Genomic DNA, 17,204 nt, shown 5'->3' with positions numbered 1-17,204 from the left:
AAATTGAGCACAATTTAATTTTTAAAAATTTAATTGACAACGCTATTTTAATTGTTTAAAATTCAATTGTGTCAAATTTAATTTTTTAAAAGGAGTGTTTGATGATGACAGTATATTTTACAGCAGAAGCTACAACAAAAGGTGGAAGAGAAGGTCAAGTAAAATCTAACGATCTTATTATTGATTTGGATTTAGCTATGCCAAAACCAAATCAAGTTTCCACTGCTACAAACCCTGAACAATTATTTGCAGCAGGCTATTCAGCTTGTTATGATGGTGCTCTTAATTTAGTAGCCCAAAGAAAACGATTAAAAATTGAATCAGCTGTTACTGGTAAAGTAAGTTTATTAAAAGATGAGAGTGATAATGGTTATAAAATTGGAGTTGTGTTGGAAGTTGAAATTCAAGGGGTAACTCAAGAACAAGCAGAAGAATTAACACATGCGGCTCATCAAGTATGTCCATATTCTAAAGCTACTCGTGGAAATATTGATGTGCAAATCATTACAACAGCAATGTGAGACTAAAGAAGCCAAGATCAATAGTTAATGTAATGAGAAAAATTATGATTAAAACATATAGGTTACCAACCTTCAAATAAGGAGAGATATTTATGTTAGAGAAAGTACAATTAGAAAAAGAAGCTCAAGAATTTGTAGAAGCAACCGCGATCCCACCCTATCTATTCGACCTTGGACCTGTGAAGGGACGAGAAACTGTAGATGAGGTTCAATCTGGCTCAATTGATAAACTACCGGTTGATATTGAAGATATTATGATTTCAGGAGGACCAAGTGGACAGGTATCAGTAAGAATAATGCGCCCACAGAATGCGCCTGCTGACCTTCCTGTCATTGTGTACATTCATGGTGCCGGTTGGGTATTTGGTAATGAGCATACACATGATCGCCTGATCCGTGAGTTAGTGGTTGGATCACAAGCCGCTATTGTCTTTCCAAATTACACCTTGTCTCCAGAAGCAAAATATCCGACAGCCATTGAAGAAATCTACGCAGTAGTGAAGTGGGTAGCTGAAAATGGCCGTGAGAACAGCATGAATCCTGAGAGTTTAACAATTGCAGGTGATAGTGTTGGAGGCAATATGACTGCTGCTATCACGCTAATGGCAAAAGCACGAGGTGACCTAACTATCCGACAACAATTACTTTTCTATCCGGTAACAGACGCTTCTTTCGATACGGAATCCTATAACCAGTTCGCTACAGGATACTTTTTACGCCAGGACGCGATGAAGTGGTTTTGGGATCAGTACACAACCAATTCGAACGAGCGCGCTGAGATTACAGCATCACCTCTACGTGCAACAACTGAGCAACTTCAAGGGCTTCCACCAGCATTGATTATCACTGCTGAAGCTGATGTACTTCGTGACGAGGGAGAAGCATATGCCAATAAACTTCGTGAAGCAGGTGTTCCGGTTACTGCAGTACGTTTCCAAGGTATCATTCACGATTTCGTGATGCTCAACGCCTTAGCTAATACTGAAGCCGCACGAGGAGCAATTAATCTTGCTACAACCTGGTTGCGGAAAGGATTTTGATTAATCTATTTTTTAAGACGACATGAAGTAAATAAGTTCAGTTATTAGCGGGGGAAATAAAAATGAAATGTATGAAATTAGGTTTAGTGAGTGCAGTATTTGCAATTAGTCTTGCAGGATGTGCAACATCAGGTATTGATGCAAATACTAAAGAAAGTCAGACTAAAGGACACATAGCCAAATCAGCTGAGAAAAATAACTTTCCTAAAGTAGTATTAGAGCCTGAAGCACAAGCATTTGCTGATGCAACAAAAAAACCACCGTACCTTTTTGACTTAGGTCCTGAAGAAGGTAGAAAAACAGTTGATAAGGTTCAATCTGGTCCAGTTGAAAAATTACCAGTAGACATCGAAGATACATTTGTAGAAGGCGGAAAACTAGGGAAAATTTCGGTTAGAATTTTTAAACCTAAAAATTCACCTGATAATTTACCTGTAATTTTATATACGCATGGTGCGGGTTGGGTTTTTGGTAATGCACATACACACGATCGACTTGCTCGCGAATTAGCAGTGGGTTCAAACTCAGTAGTAGTGTTTACAAATTATAGCTTATCACCAGAAGCAAAATATCCAACAGCAATTGAAGAAGTGTATACAGTATTAAATTGGGTTTCTAATAAAGGAAAGAACTATGGAATGAATCCTAATAAAATCTCTGTTGCAGGAGATAGTGTAGGTGGAAACATGTCAGCAGCAATTACATTAATGGCTAAAGAGCGTAAAGGTCCAAAAATTGAAAAACAATTATTATTCTATCCAGTAACTGACGCTTCTTTTAATACTAATTCTTACAAACAATTTAAAGAAGGCTATTTCTTACGTAAAGATGCTATGAAATGGTTCTGGGATCAATATACAACATCTGAAAAAGAACGAAATGAAATTACAGCATCTCCATTACGTGCTACAGTTGATCAACTTAAAGGATTACCTAAAGCTTTAATTATTACTGCGGAAGCTGATGTGTTACGAGATGAGGGTGAGGCTTATGCTAATAAACTACGTGATGCGGGAGTAGATGTAACCGCTGTAAGATTCCAAGGTATGATTCACGATTTTGTAATGCTCAATGACTTAGCCAAAACTGAAGCTGCACGTGGAGCAATTGATCTTTCCACAACCTGGTTGCGTAAATGATTTTAATTAATCTATTGTTTCGTCACACAGAGACTACTGCAAATAAATAAAAAACAAACAGATCCACTCAAATAATTGAATATTTGAGTGGATCGTATATTTACCCAATAACTTATCTCAAATATATCCCCTTCTGCAGTCACATAACTTGCCTCCCAATCGGCAAAACCATCTGTAATTAAAAACCAAGAATAGTTGTATGCCCTCTTTATTTCTTAATTATAATTGCATCCACAAACAACTTTTCTCCCTGTGTTGCTTATATTATGTGATCTTTAATTTCATATAAGTCTGCTTAGAATAGTCTTCAGCAAAGTCACATCATTTTTTAAAAATCTTCTAGAATACTTCACTCCTTCTTCTTCAACTAAACTGCCGTTAGTTTAAGTATTCTTCACAATCCCCGTCCAATAATTATTGTATTTTGTTCTATTAAATGGCCCTTTAAAAGAAAAGGACGCGTTCTTAAGTAAACGCGCCCTTTAATGGAAAAACATAAATATTTAAAAGAGCTAGAGCTTTAGAAAATAAGATTGACCTAAATCTCACTATTTTACTTCCTTATCATTTTTATCCCTAATAATAATTTCGTATGGAATTTCTTCAATCGATAACTCTTCTATTTTCAACTCTATGATTTTATCTACATATTCTGTAATTTGATTTATCTTTTTATCAGAATTCCCGAACCATTTAGATGAATGGATGTTAGTTTTAATAATAATTTGTAATGGTTCGGGGTGGAATGAATAGGCAAACCCCCGATATTCCTTAAATCTCTTGTTCGTTTCTTCTCTTATCGCATCAAAGATTGGTTGCCAATCTTGATCACGTAATGCAAGTTTGCTTTTTTTCCTTATCTTAACTGTATAATCTAAGTCCGTATTTGAGTGAATCGTTTGACCAATGATTTTTTTGAGTTCTTCAATTTCTTTACTTTTCTCTAAATCTTCCTTCATTCCTTGTATTTCAATAATGATTTCATTATTTGGATTAGTTGAGATTGAGTTAGAATGGTATCCCTTTTCCTTTAATAAAGCCGAAATCTCTTCAAATACTTTCGTCATAGATTTCCTTAACTTTTCATCTTCTTCACTTAATGTAGGATAGCTATCTAAAGTGAGAAAATCTACTTTAAAATCTTGAAATCCAACCTTTTTAGCAGTGGTATGAATGATCTTTTCAATGTTTATTTTATTCGCTTCTAATAACGCCTTATTCTGGACTTGCACAGTTAAGTTTCGTTCTTCATGTGAAAAATTTAAACCAACTTGATACCCACTATCCTTTAGTTCCTTAAAACTCTTTGTTAAAAACTGCTCTAATAACTTCTTTTCCGTTTTAGATTCTTCCATACTTTTAACTAAAGTATTTTCTATTTTTTCAGTATTTACAGATGCTGATTTATTTGACTCTTTTTTATGTAACATATTAGATGCCGTAATTATGAGTAATAACACAACAAAACCTGTTAGGACTTTTTTCAAAATACCGCCTCCTATTAAGAAGGTATGTCGGTTTTTTCACATTATTCTCATTGCCATTCCACATAATTGTAAATGTATTTCTTTACTTTATCCCACTCGCGTTATTCAACAATTGGCCCGATTGCTGAATAAAGAAAAAATCCTGCATATAACAGGATTTTTGATTAAACTATTATAAATTATCATTCTAAGATCTAAAAAACAGTTCATCTTTTTTATAAACTGTACAACTTTATTACAAACGGTTAAACTTTGTTTTAAAGATACAAAAGGAAATAATTTCAGAAATGGAGTGATTATATGAACAATTATAATAAAACAGAACAAATCATGGATAATCATAGAACCGGATTTTTATACCCATATCATATCAATCACGATTTAAGACAGAGTGATTATTATACTGAATTTCACGAGCATGATTTTCAATCTATTGTGTTAAGAATTTCAGAAGAACCAAAAGCATTTTACTTAACAGAAGATGATAAGAAATATTATTCCACGCAAGAACTTGAAGTGGTAGAGAAAATCAGTAAATAAAATGCTGTTTTTATAAGGAGAGAATAAAAGAATTGAAAAAGAAGATATGACAGTTATCGTTTTTTTATTTTAGATATTATAAATTGTGTGTTGTTCAACAATCATGGCCCAATTGTTGAACAACAAGTTAAACAACACTCTACAACTTAAACTTCAATAAACGCAACAATTAGTTAAAATAGGCTTAATGTCGTTTCTCTTCTTTATTTCTCCGTGATATTTTTCACGGAAAGTAATGATAATGAGTAAAATACATCCAAACAGCAAAACTCCCTATGTGTGTTGTTCGGGTTTAGATGAAGTTTATCTTGGATTATAGCTAATTCAACGTGATTGCAAATTCCGAGTTCGGTGCGCCAGCAAATACAACCATTCCATTGTTCGGCAGTTTTACTTTATTATTGCCGTTTACAACGCTAAAATTGATACATACTCCCTTCTCATCATACACCGCGAAAGAACTCTTCGATGGCAAAGTAACGGTCATTATTTTCCCTGTTGCCTCATGCGGGATTGCAAACCATTTCGCATGCCCATTTGCTGCAAGAGTAACTTTGGACGATTTGCCTGCATCAAGCAGTTGGACATTAGATCCACTTACGTATACCAATCCGGGCATTTCCATATATTCAATGCCGCCTTTTGTATAAAAACGAGCTTCCGTCATATCACGGCCATTCATCACGGGGATTTGGAGTTGATGCGCCGCTGAGTTGGGACCTGTAATTTTTCTACCGTCCCAATAGCCTGTCATACCCTCCTTGAAATTAATTTGTGTGGTAAGCATCAATTGTACGAGATACTCAGCAGAACTAAATTTCTCGTTCACAAGATAGAACTTGACACCCTTCCGCTTCTCCCATGCGGCAACAGTTTCCTTTGATAGGACATTGTCTTCTAGTTTCTCGGCTAAATAGTGAGTCATCACATCTTGCCCTAACCCTGGCATTGATTTATAAGTACTCTCCTCTAAATAAGTTCGGCCATTCTTCTCAGTGACAAAGTTAAGCTTGGAGGTCCCCTCCTCATTAATAAAGCTTCCATCTGCGGTATATACAAACTTTTCTTCTGTATAATTTGGTAATAATAATTCCCCATTTTTCGTAATTTCTATTTTAAAATTACTGTAACTATTGCCGTATAAACCCGCTTTCTTTGCTACATCATGAGGCATCTTTGCCTTGACCGGCTTGCCAAAAGATTTGTTCGGTTTAATGTCTTTAATTGTGCCCTTCTCTTTGAGAGCAGCGACCAACAATTCAGTTGCCATCAATCGATTTGTCGCGCTACTGCCTCCGGATGATAATACAGCCGCTGCCATTTGCTGTTCCGGAAGCACGACCATACTAGCATGTTGTAGTGTCGTGTCGCCGCCTTTAACCAATGCCTTAATCCCATATTCACTAAATGGATACAGTTTCACACTATCCCAGCCAAGACCATAGTTAAAACTATAATCTCCATCCCCTGACCACATTCCTTTTTTATATTCCTCTTGCTCCATCGCATTCACTGCTTTATCAGAGAGAATTCCTTTTCCCTGCCCCATAAATAATTGGGAGAACCGCACCACATCTTCTGCAGTGGAATAGATTCCTCCTGAACCAATATCATTCACAAATTCAATAGGAAGCTGACCTTGGTATGTCGGAAAATAAAGTCCAGCCAGCTCATCTCCTTCCAATTTGTCCTGCGGCGTTTTCGTATGATTTAGCTTTAATGGTTCTGTAAACCGTTGATGCAGAAATTCGGTAAAGCTAATGCCACTGACTCTTTCCACCAATATCTCGGCCAGGGTAAAGCCGTCATTGCAGTATACCGAGAACTCTCCGGGATCCGCTTTTAAGGTCTGGTTGGCCAATTGCATCAACAAGTTATCATGAGCATAGGTATCATTATCTTTAAATAAAAATACATTACTTGTTGAGGTACCTTGTAAGCCGGAGGAATGGTTCAACAGCATACGCGGTGTAATGCGTTTGTACCGTTCGTCCTTCATCTTAAAATCAGAAATATAATGAACGATAGGAACATCCAATTCGACTTTTCCATCATCTACTAATTTCATCACAGCCGCAGCTGCATACATTTTACTGACAGAACCAATCCCGTATAGGGTATCTTTAGTCAGAGGCTGTTTCCCTTTCATATCGTTCTTGCCTGTCTGACCCGTCAAAACGATTTTCCCCTTATCAATTAGCGCATACTGCACACTAATCGTCTCATATGAATTCATGAGTAACGCAGCCTTCTCTGCTGCAATCTTTTTCAATTCTTGGCTAGCCACTACTTCTTGACTAGCTACAATGGTAGTCTGACTGCCACTAGAAAAAGCCATCGCATTAATTGGTAGGTATATCGTTAGCGCTAATGAAGCGGCTAACACTCCAGATAATTTACTTTTCATGTCAGAATTGCCTCCTTAGATAAGTGATTGATTTCAATACTTTTATTGAGTTTGCAACTTCAGACTAATCCCCCCTTTTACCGTGTACTTTAATTGTAAGAATAAATTTTTTCTTTTCCCTTACCAATTCCTTACAAATTTATTAATTGTAAAAAAATTTGTCTCAAATGGCTTTTGGGGGAGTCTCGTTTTAATGTACGGGATAATCCTCTTCGTAATCAACACTCACACCATTGCTACAAGCCGTTTGCGTATCTGTCCACTGGGTAAAATAAAATAAAATAAAAAAGCTTAGGAACTAAATCCTAAGCTTTTCATTCTTTTATTAGTGGGTAACGCTCGATTTAAAATCGTCTAATGATGATTGATCCGCATGATAAAAGATAACGTCACCTTCCTGCAGATTGAAGGTATTCATTAATCGTTTCAATGTCGAAATTCACGATAATGTATCCATCTTTTAAGAACAATTGATGATTTTCATTCAGCATCCCTACACGCCCCGCTTCTTGAATGTTCGAATTCTTTGGCACCACGTATAGTTTAGCTGGCAGACTGTACTCACCATACCACGTTTGTTCTTTAGTCACGATTTCTTTTGGTGGAACCATCGTATTTGGAAGAACTTGATTTGCTAAAGGACCTCTGTAAGTGCGAAGCTTCCAATTCTGAATTTGCCATCCATAAGGGCCTGTTTGTACAGGTTCTTTGGACATATGTTTGGCGTAATAACGTGCAAATGCCGTTTCATAATACTGGCTTGTAATTTCCTTTAAGTTGAAACGATCAGCAAAATTGTAATAGTGCAGCGCGTTATTTGTGATTTCATTTTTTGGAAGGTTTCTCATTGTTTCATTCAAAAAATTCTTTTTCTGTGTCTTTAAAGGAATAAAAAAAATAAACTTGCCTATCAAGACTAACGGTCTGATGATAGTTAATATCTATATAAGGGTAGATACTAAGAATATTTCCATCAAAAGTTATATAATTTAATCTCTCTACCTCATTGAACAATAATTTTTTTCTAACATTTACAGATGCATCAGGCATTTCTTTAAAAAGAACAGTATCCAAATGCCTTTGCTGTTGCTTTGGCTTCTGCTTATATCTTTGATAAACCTCCTGATGTATAGGATACTTTAGGTTCCTTAATGCCTGGTAAAATCTATCTACAGTTTCATCAACAACTTTTTCCTTATTTGCAGGATATAAATATTCATTATTATCTGAAGGGTTAGTTTGAGAATGAACAGGACTTTCTAATAATATAGAAAAACTGAACAAAAATATAATCACAAACGAACTAATTAAGAATGGATTTTTCATTTAGATTACTCCTTTTTAGAAGTAACGTACCCTAAATGTTCTTTAACTATCCTGCTTCGTTAGTTAGTGAGAAACTTCACTACCTTACTCTATATTTCAACAATAATATTTAATTTTACTGAAAACGTTCCTCCACAATCTGGCCCTTTAATGGAATAACTTTATTATCACTTAACAGGTTCTAAATCCACAAGAAAAACCGAAATCCCTTCCTTATAGAGATAGGAAATTCCGGTTCATCTTTTTTTATAAACGGTTAAACTTTTTTATAAACAGTTTAACTTTATTTCAAAGCCACAAGAATTACTTTCAATTTTGAAACGACTTGATTGCTATTAAGGTATATTTAAAAAGCGAAAAATCATTCGGAAGTAAATGTTTTAATGAATTATCTATACATTAAATAAGGAAGGTGTCCAAGGACACCTTCCTTATTACTAATACTTCTAATGTATTTCATTATTTGTAATAATCATGATTTTAGAGAATAAACCTTATAGAATTAGTAAGTAAGATAGCGTTATAAAAGGGCTATTAAAATAGCTTAGAATCTCCTTTACCTTAGAAAAACGTATTTTCTTTTTATTAAATCATTTCCCTCAAACGCTGTATGTCTTTCATTGGGGACATGCCAAACTTGCGACTGTATTCCCGACTGAAATGCGAGGGGCTTTCGTAGCCTACCTGGAACGCTGCTTCAGCCGCCTCCATGCTTTCCGTTAAAAGCATTCGGCGTGCTTCCTGCAGCCGAAGCTGTTTCTGATACTGGATTGGGCTCATGCCTGTGATTTCCTTGAAATGGTGATAGAAGGATGAGGGGCTCATTCTGGCCTCCTTCGCTAAGTCATCTACCTTTAACGGTTGAGCGAATTCACGGTTTAATACCCCGATTACCTTTGCGATGCGCTGGGCCTGACTGCCTACAAGGGCAAAGTGTTTCAAGGAGTTGTTCTCATCATTTTGTAGAATCCGGTAAATGATTTCACGTTTAATACTTGCGGCAAGGACCGATATATCCTGCGGAGTCTCCAGCAGCCTAATCAGCCGTAATACCGCTTCCAGGAGCGATTCATTTATAAGGCTGATTTCCAGACCCCGACCTGTGGAATCATTAGAAATTCCTTGATTCGATGATTGAATGACTTCGAAAATCTGATTCATGTCCAGCTGCAAATTCACACATAAATAAGGCTTTTCGGGTGAAGCCACCATGACCTGTCCTGTAATCGGCAAATGAACAGACGCGGTCAAATAACTGGCCGAATCGTACTGATAGCTTTCTTCACCGAGCATGACCAATTTTGTTCCCTGAGCCACAATGCATAGGGAAGGTTCATAAACAGAGTAAACAGGTTCAGAAATCCGGGAGGCACGAACAAATTGCAAGCCTGGTATAGATGTCTCAGACGTTCCATCCAACGTTACATTTCTCTCAATCAACTCTGCTAATTCCTTAATCCGCTCCATGGCAGTTCCTCCACCTTTTCCATTAACACATATGGATTTCTTATTCACTATATTATATTTTGTTGGAGTATTAGGCAATCATTTCATAAATACCGGCTACCTCCCCTTCGGCACAAAGATTCATAATGTGTTTATGGTCAGGCACTTCAATTGGATAGTACAGAAATGGAGCAGGTTTCCGTTATGCTCTCCGGTCACTTCATTTTCATTTTTAACCTGTCGAGTTTTAGTGCTGCCTATCGTTTACATGTGGGAGGAGATTATAAAATGAAAAAAGAACATGCTAATTTACATCCCTATACAGGCATCTGGGTAACCGCGGACGGTCATATTCGGCACGAGCTGCTTCCGAACGGACGGTACGACGAAGCACGCGGCAGCAAAAAAAGCGCCTATCAAGGCAGCTACTTTATCGAGGGCAATCATATCGAATATGTCGATGATACAGGCTTTACTGCTGATGGTGATTTTACCGATGGAGTGCTTTACCATGCAGGTATGGTGCTATATTTAGAAGAACCTAGCGAAGGGGGCAACGAATGATGTCTGTACTTAATGGAAAAGTAGTAGTGATTACGGGAGCAAGTAGCGGAATCGGTGAAACAACAGCCCGACTGCTCGCAGGTCTAGGCGCCCATGTTGTCATCGGGGCAAGGCGTGTCGAAAGACTGGAGGCATTGGCATCTGACATTCAGGCGGATGGTGGTTCTGTAGTCGTCCAGCGGCTTGATGTGACGGAGCTGGAACAGATGCAAGCGATCATTGAAGCAGCCCAAAGTCATTTTGGACGAGTGGACGCTGTAATCAACAATGCAGGGGTGATGCCGCTCTCTTCGCTGGAAGCACTGAAGATCGAGGAATGGAACCGAATGATTGATATCAATATTCGCGGTGTCCTCCATGGCATTGCCGCAGGTCTTCCGGTCATGAAAAAACAAGGTTTCGGCCATTTCATCAATATCGCTTCCATCGGCGCCTACGAAGTGAGCCCGACAGCAGCTGTCTACTGCGCGACCAAATATGCTGTACGTGCCATAACGGATGGATTGAGGCAAGAAACTGCAGGCCAAGGCATCCGTGTAACCCTTGTATCGCCGGGGGTAACGGAATCAGAACTAGCCGAGAGCATTACCGACAACGAGGCAAAGGAAATCATGAAGGAATACCGGCGTACCACTCTCCCAGCAACGGCTATTGCCGGTGCTATCGTCTATGCGCTGGAACAGCCAGAGTATGTCGATGTAAGTGAACTGGTCATTAAACCCGCAATATAAATTAAACAAAGGGACATTAGGAGTCCAACTAGCAAATCTAGACTTCTCTGTTCTGGAATCCATTCTTGGAGATTCCTCATTTTTTCTGGCTTTCTCTCGTAGTTGATGTAGCTTTAGAATAATGTTTGTTCAAAAACAACCCACAGACCCATAATTTAAGCTAAATTAAAAGAGCCCGTTTTGAACAAAGTTTGTTCAAAACGGGTTAATTCTTTGTGAAACAATGTGCAATTTTTATAAAAAGTTTAATCATTTTCTACTCTTGATGTTCAACAATCGCGCCCGATTGTTGAATAGTGCTAAATGCGAAAAAGCTGCAAAAATGACACCTTAGTTATTTTATTTTGCTAAAGCACCCGTTAATTTAATACATTTATTCATAAAATAATCTTTTTTCAGGTCATTTAGTGGTAGCCCCAGGAAAATATGAATTTACATCGATAAGCAAATCCAAACATAAAAAAAGTCGAATTCCCTGTCCTTTAAGGAAACGACTTTTTTATACGACTTCTTCAAGTAAATCCCATTAACCTTTTTCGGGGACTATTTGTAATCTCTGCCAGTGAAATTATACCTGTGCTAGCCCGCCATCTACGAACAATTCAACACCCGTCAAGTAACTGCTTTCGTCTGAAGCAAGGAAAGATACAGCGTTTGCTACTTCTTCAGGTGTCCCAACTTTTCCAGCTGGAACAGTATTTCTGCTATTTTCCAGTACCTCTTCTAGTGCCTCACCAAAAAGCTCATCGTATGCAGGTGTAAGAATACCTCCTGGACTTACCACATTTACACGGATTTCAGTACCTTTTAGGTCAAGAATCCAGTTGCGAACTAGTGCTCTTAATGCTGCTTTAGATGCTCCATATACACTAAACGCTGGGTTGCCAATTGATCCAGCAGTAGAGCCCGTTACAATAATAGAACCTACTTTGTCCGGGAATAGTGATAATGCTTTTTGAACAGTAAAGATGGTTCCTTTAACGTTAATGTCGAACGTTCTATCAACCTGCTCTTCAGTAATTTCACCTAATGGAAGGAAGTTGCCGGTGCCTGCATTAGCAAAAAGAATGTCCAACTTACCTTTTTCCTGCTTTATAATGTCATATAGTTTGTCTAAGTCTTCAAGTTTAGAAATATCACCTTGAACACCGGTTACGTTCTTGCCAATTTGGTTAACGGCTTTATCAAGTTCGTTTTGTCTACGTCCCGTGATATAAACATATGCACCTTCGTTTACAAATTTTTGTGCTGTAGCAAGACCAATCCCACTTGTTCCACCCGTTACAAGCGCTATTTTACCTTCAAATTTACCCATACTTAACACTCCTTTAGAATTAATTTTATTTTATGTCTAGTACCTTTAGTAAGTTACTTAAAAGTTGATATAGAGGCATTTAGGCTTTCTGAGCTTGTTCTTGACCCATTCGTTAAATTACTTCCCCATTCTCCGTTTGGTATTAAGTAACTTATTATTCTATCCTCAAGTAGATCACCAAGAATTTCTTCATATTTTTTTCGATAAGGCTTTGGCAATTCTTCCTGTAACCAACTGTCTTTTGTGCCTTGCCAGATTTCATAAATTACAAGATCATCCGGCTTTTCAATATCATCGCTTATAATAGCATTTATAAAGGTAGGTTCTTTCGACATCACTTCAACAAGTGAATAAAGTGAGTTCCGAAAGACTTCCTTTTTACCTGGTTTAACTTTGAAACGAATGTTTAGAACAACTTGATTAGTATTGCTAGTCATCTGTAATATTCCCCCTTTTGTAATCTCTGCCTTGAAAAACACCTTACAAGGTATATTATCCATCTATAAACTATATTATTGGAAGTACCCACTTTTTTGTTATATACTAACTAAAAAGTAACAATTATATAATATGGGGGTTTAGACATGAAAAAAGTTAGTTGTGGTTTTGAAATGACAATGGAAGTTATTAGCGGAAAATGGAAAGGCCTTGTATTATACTTTTTAAAGGATGGACCAAAGAGAACGAGTGAATTAAAGAGCATTATCCCAAATATAACTCAGAAAATGCTGATTCAAACACTTAGAGAGCTTGAAGCCAGTGGACTTGTAAGCAGAAAGATATATAATCAAGTACCGCCGAAGGTTGAATATTCATCCACTGAACTTGGAGAATCTCTTAAACCTATCTTGCAGGAGCTCTGTCAATGGGGAAGCCATTATGCGGAGCAAATTTATGCAGAGGATGAAATCGAAATCCTACTATCCGAAGAGGCTTCTTTTTAACACACCTTATATGTAAGGTGTTTTTTTGTTGCACTGGGATGAGGTTAGGAGGATCAATTAGTAATAGAAAAAGAGGTTCTCGTGCAAATATGATTTGTTAGAAACAAAGTACCTCATTAAGATTTGAGTGGAGATACAAGTACACGAATGTTGTTAAATCAACATTTGTGCCTTTGCGCTTGAACCATAAATTATACAGTTTACTATACATATGGCATAAACAGTTGAAGTAGCAACGTTTATACTTGCGGAGCTTGTTCATAAATTGGCATATAAACTTGAATAGCATTTCTTATCGTCAAAAGTGTTATTCAACAATCTGGCCCGTTTGTTGAACAAAAAAAATCCTATATATCAACACAGTATTTTTAATCAAACTTTATTATAAATGATCAAGTTTTTTTAAAACTACACTTTTTAATTCATAACTTATATTCATATAAAAGATGCAAACCTACTCATTCTCTCTAATCCATATGATTTGCACAGCATGCAGTATCGGAGAACATCTTCGAGAACAGCATCAAACATTTCAAGTAGTTCATGAATACGTTCATTTCTTAAGCTATAGTAGCAATACTTCCCTACATTGCGGCCGACAATTGCTTCCCTTTCCCACCCTAAGCCATGTTATCATACCCCACTTTATTGACCATTTACCCAGAATCAATAAGTTTCATAACAATAAAGCTATACAAAATTCTTAAATGAACATTCGCAATAATAATCAGAGCTTGTAAATTTTCTGAATATTTGCTATTAATAGTGGAAAGAAGTCGATTGGTGGTGATATTTTGTCGATTAATAAATATACTTGGACAGAAGAAAAAATAGCAAAATTTTATAAAGAAGGAAGAGGTTCAGGAGAGTTAAATCATTATATTCCTTGGATTAAAACTAATGAAATACCAAGTAAAGGACGAGTCCACCGACCATTGGGCTGGAAGACAAATAGAATTCATCATTTATTGTCTGATTTAGAACTTTCTTATTTTTATTATTTGGAATGGAGTCACAAGGTAATTGATATTAGAGAGCAATTCCCACTAAAGCGTGAAAGAACTATGAAAATTGCGTCAGAAAAAGGTATAAAACACCCTTTTGAAAACAAAACCCAAACAAATATTGTGATGACTACCGATTTTTTGATTACAACACGCATTAATAATGAAATTGTCCATTTAGCGAGGTCTATAAAACCCAGTAGTGAGTTAGAAGAAACCCGTGTTTTAGAAAAACTGGAGTTAGAAAGACAATATTGGGCAGACAATGATATTGAATGGTGTCTAATAGATGAGAAAGTTATGTCAAAGCCATTTGTAAGCAATATGGATTATATACATGAATATTATTATCTTAAAGAAAAAGATGAAGAAACAATTAGTTTATATTTTCTTGAGTATTTAGCTAACGCTAAACGTTTAAGTTCTCAGCAGCTGTTAGTAACGTGTTGTAATGAATTTGATTCCTTATATAACCTTGAAAATGGCTCAGGAATTTATTATTTGAGACATCTATTTGCAAAACAATATATATTAGCAGCAAATATGGAGAACCCGATTCAACCATTCAAAATAAATTTAACTGAAATAATTGTAAATAAGGGAGGTATTAATGGCATTTATGATAACTCTATCAGTTAATGAACTTATTGTAGATATTGATTTGAAAATTACTTATAGAATCTTATGGATTGATAGTGGTTATGTGATTGCCTATGTAATTGATATTAATGATGCAAAAGCTACCCCTTTTATTATGAAAATTTCAGAAATTGAAGAACGAATAAATAACGCTATTTATGTGGTGGAAATAAGTAAAAGCACATCTTTGAAACGAATACCAACTCAAAAAGATCTCAATCATAGAGATAAAACTTGGGAAATGATTAAAGAAATAGTTAATCAGGAACCCGACATTTATATGAAGGACCGAAGACATAAGTTAATTGAAAGTGCGATGACTACAAATAATGTGAAATCCCGAAATACTTTCTACAAAAATTTAAGAAAATATTGGCAAAGAGGCATGATTAAAGACAGTCTATTCCCGGATTACTCTTTAAATAAAATTGAATTGGTATATAAGAAAAAAACAGGAAGGCCAAAAGCGAATGGAAAATCCGGAGTTATTATAACCTCTGCGATTAAAAACCAATTTGAAAAATCCTTAAAAAAATACTACTTAAGTACAAAAAAGCCTTCTTTAAAATTTGTTTATAAAATGTTGATTCGCGATTACTATACAAAATTTAGATATTACGATGAAGTAAAAAATGAAAAGATAGTCTTAAAATCTGAAGAGGAGATCCCTTCTTTTAGGCAATTTGAGTACTGGTATAGTAAAGAATTTAAAAATGATGAAGTAACAATCGCAAGGGAAGGATTAAAAAAATTTGAACAAAATTTTAGACAAGTTCTAGGGTCTTCAACAGCTGAAACACAAGGCCCAGGAGATATATATCAAATTGATGCGACACCTAGCAATATATATTTAGTTAATCGATTTAATCCTAATTGGATTGTAGGTAGACCAACAACTTACTTTATTGTTGATGTCTACACACATTTGATTACAGGACTTTATGTAAGTTTAGAGAATGCTTCTTGGAAAGCCATGATGAGTGCAATTTTAAATGCATGTACAGATAAGACAGAATACTGTAAAAAGTATGGGATAAATATATCGCATGAAATGTGGCCTTCAATGCATTTACCTAACAATTTTATTGGGGATAGAGGTGAATTAGCCAGTAGTGGTGTTGATCACTTAATTGAAGGATTAGGACCGAGAATTAGTAATACACCACCCTATCGCCCAGATTGGAAAGGAATAGTCGAAAAATTATTTGATTCTTCTCAAGAAAAAATAAGACCCTTTCTTCCCGGGTATGTTCAAAAGGACCATGGTGAGAGAGGAACAAAGGATTATAGATTAGAGGCGAGTCTTAATATTGAGGAATACACGAAAATATTGATAAATTTCGTACTCTACTATAACAGCAATTTTTATATGAATGATTATGTTAGAAGTGAAGAACATATAAGGGATAATGTAGAACCAATACCTATCAAATTATGGGAATGGGGAGTTAAGAATGCAGCAGGAAAACTTCATAAACACGATATAAATAAGGTCAAATTTTATTTATTGCCAAGAGATCAAGCAACTGTAACGGAAAAAGGAATTAGGTATAAAAAGATGTTTTATACTACTCGGAAAGCCATAGATGAACAATGGTTTTCAAAAGCCAGAAGAGATGGAAGTTGGAAAGTGAATTTTTCCTATGACCCAAGAAATATGAACGTAATTTATTTACATTCCAATGATGGAGATCTATATATATCCTGTACACTTATAGAACATCAGGTGAGATATAAAGACAAGACAATAGAAGAAATAAATCAATTATTAGAATATGAAAAAGATGGCCAAAAAGAATTTGAACACACTCAATTAGAAAATGAATTGAATTTTTACTCAAACATTGAATCAATTGTTAGACAGGCCGACAAGAAGAAAGAAGAGAAAATGGATAAAACCATAAGTAAATCTGAAAGAACAAAAAATATAAAGGAAAATAAGCGTAATGAACGTAATCAAATGCTTGAAGAAGTGGCATTTAAATTAGAAGATAAGAATCAAAATGTAATTCCTAATACATTAGCAAAAATTGAATCTGATACAGAAGAAACAACTAGATTTTCTATAAAAAAATTATTTGAAAATAAAGGGAAATAAAAG

The 17,204-nt window shown here is 35.9% G+C and carries 16 protein-coding genes; 9 read left to right on the top strand and 7 right to left on the bottom strand.

All coding sequences use genetic code 11. The annotated features are described in order from the left end of the window. Positions 1–101 precede the first annotated feature (101 nt). From QH639_RS06500 to QH639_RS06490, 3 genes are all read left to right on the top strand, one after another. Positions 102–521, top strand: coding sequence for an organic hydroperoxide resistance protein (locus QH639_RS06500; protein WP_281115842.1), 420 nt, complete (start codon positions 102–104; stop codon positions 519–521). A gap of 92 nt (positions 522–613) precedes the next feature. Further along, the gene (locus QH639_RS06495) at positions 614–1,561 is read left to right on the top strand and encodes an alpha/beta hydrolase (RefSeq protein ID WP_281115841.1); all 948 of its coding nucleotides are present in this window, start codon (positions 614–616) and stop codon (positions 1,559–1,561) included. 62 nt (positions 1,562–1,623) lie between these two features. Further along, entirely contained in the window at positions 1,624–2,700 is a 1,077-nt protein-coding gene (locus QH639_RS06490) for an alpha/beta hydrolase (RefSeq protein WP_281115840.1), read from the top strand. A gap of 548 nt (positions 2,701–3,248) precedes the next feature. Here the strand turns inward: QH639_RS06490 and QH639_RS06485 are convergent. Beyond that, entirely contained in the window at positions 3,249–4,187 is a 939-nt protein-coding gene (locus QH639_RS06485; RefSeq protein ID WP_281115839.1) for a hypothetical protein, read from the bottom strand. 300 nt (positions 4,188–4,487) lie between these two features. On the opposite strand from QH639_RS06485, the gene QH639_RS06480 reads away from it, so the two are divergent. Further along, entirely contained in the window at positions 4,488–4,727 is a 240-nt protein-coding gene (locus tag QH639_RS06480; RefSeq protein ID WP_281115838.1) for a hypothetical protein, read from the top strand. A 319-nt stretch (positions 4,728–5,046) separates the two neighbouring features. Here the strand turns inward: QH639_RS06480 and QH639_RS06475 are convergent, their stop codons facing one another. The 4 genes from QH639_RS06475 to QH639_RS06460 all read right to left on the bottom strand — a co-directional run bounded on the left by QH639_RS06475 (position 5,047) and on the right by QH639_RS06460 (position 9,927). Beyond that, on the bottom strand, positions 5,047–7,134 hold the full coding sequence (locus QH639_RS06475; RefSeq protein WP_281115837.1) for a serine hydrolase domain-containing protein: 2,088 nt from the start codon (positions 7,132–7,134) through the stop codon (positions 5,047–5,049). Positions 7,135–7,523: 389 nt separating this feature from the next. After that, complete coding sequence (locus QH639_RS06470; RefSeq protein ID WP_281115836.1) at positions 7,524–7,982, bottom strand: hypothetical protein; 459 nt, start codon at positions 7,980–7,982, stop codon at positions 7,524–7,526. A gap of 4 nt (positions 7,983–7,986) precedes the next feature. Further along, a complete protein-coding gene (locus QH639_RS06465; protein WP_281115834.1) occupies positions 7,987–8,460 on the bottom strand; it encodes a hypothetical protein in 474 nt (157 codons plus the stop codon). Positions 8,461–9,045: 585 nt separating this feature from the next. Then, positions 9,046–9,927: an AraC family transcriptional regulator gene (locus tag QH639_RS06460; RefSeq protein WP_269898025.1), complete on the bottom strand. Its 882-nt coding sequence runs from the start codon at positions 9,925–9,927 to the stop codon at positions 9,046–9,048. Positions 9,928–10,194: 267 nt separating this feature from the next. On the opposite strand from QH639_RS06460, the gene QH639_RS06455 reads away from it, so the two are divergent. Both QH639_RS06455 and QH639_RS06450 read left to right on the top strand, forming a co-directional pair. Continuing rightward, complete coding sequence (locus QH639_RS06455; RefSeq protein WP_269898024.1) at positions 10,195–10,470, top strand: Atu4866 domain-containing protein; 276 nt, start codon at positions 10,195–10,197, stop codon at positions 10,468–10,470. Next, positions 10,470–11,201: an SDR family oxidoreductase gene (locus tag QH639_RS06450; protein WP_269899058.1), complete on the top strand. Its 732-nt coding sequence runs from the start codon at positions 10,470–10,472 to the stop codon at positions 11,199–11,201. The genes QH639_RS06455 and QH639_RS06450 overlap by 1 nt, the downstream gene beginning before the upstream one ends. A gap of 568 nt (positions 11,202–11,769) precedes the next feature. On the opposite strand, the gene QH639_RS06445 is transcribed toward QH639_RS06450, so the two are convergent. Then, the gene (locus QH639_RS06445) at positions 11,770–12,516 is read right to left on the bottom strand and encodes an SDR family NAD(P)-dependent oxidoreductase (RefSeq protein ID WP_269898023.1); all 747 of its coding nucleotides are present in this window, start codon (positions 12,514–12,516) and stop codon (positions 11,770–11,772) included. Positions 12,517–12,569: 53 nt separating this feature from the next. Continuing rightward, positions 12,570–12,953 carry a putative quinol monooxygenase gene (locus QH639_RS06440; RefSeq protein ID WP_269898022.1) on the bottom strand — a complete coding sequence of 128 codons (384 nt, stop codon included), beginning with the start codon at positions 12,951–12,953 and terminating at the stop codon, positions 12,570–12,572. A 147-nt stretch (positions 12,954–13,100) separates the two neighbouring features. Here QH639_RS06440 and QH639_RS06435 point away from each other — a divergent pair, with 147 nt between their 5' ends. The 3 genes from QH639_RS06435 (at position 13,101) to QH639_RS06420 (ending at position 17,201) form a co-directional block, all read left to right on the top strand. Further along, on the top strand, positions 13,101–13,460 hold the full coding sequence (locus tag QH639_RS06435; protein ID WP_269898021.1) for a winged helix-turn-helix transcriptional regulator: 360 nt from the start codon (positions 13,101–13,103) through the stop codon (positions 13,458–13,460). A gap of 794 nt (positions 13,461–14,254) precedes the next feature. After that, entirely contained in the window at positions 14,255–15,103 is an 849-nt protein-coding gene (locus QH639_RS06425) for a TnsA endonuclease N-terminal domain-containing protein (RefSeq protein WP_281115833.1), read from the top strand. Continuing rightward, positions 15,075–17,201, top strand: a complete 2,127-nt coding sequence (locus QH639_RS06420; protein WP_269898018.1) for a Mu transposase C-terminal domain-containing protein — start codon at positions 15,075–15,077, stop codon at positions 17,199–17,201. The genes QH639_RS06425 and QH639_RS06420 overlap by 29 nt, the downstream gene beginning before the upstream one ends. The last annotated feature ends 3 nt before the right edge of the window (positions 17,202–17,204 follow it).

Source organism: Lysinibacillus sp. 1 U-2021, from assembly GCF_029916965.1.
Taxonomy (GTDB): Bacteria; Bacillota; Bacilli; order Bacillales_A; family Planococcaceae; genus Lysinibacillus; species Lysinibacillus capsici.
The sequence above is the reverse complement of the archived record's forward strand: the minus strand, read 5'-3'. Positions and strand labels throughout refer to the sequence as shown.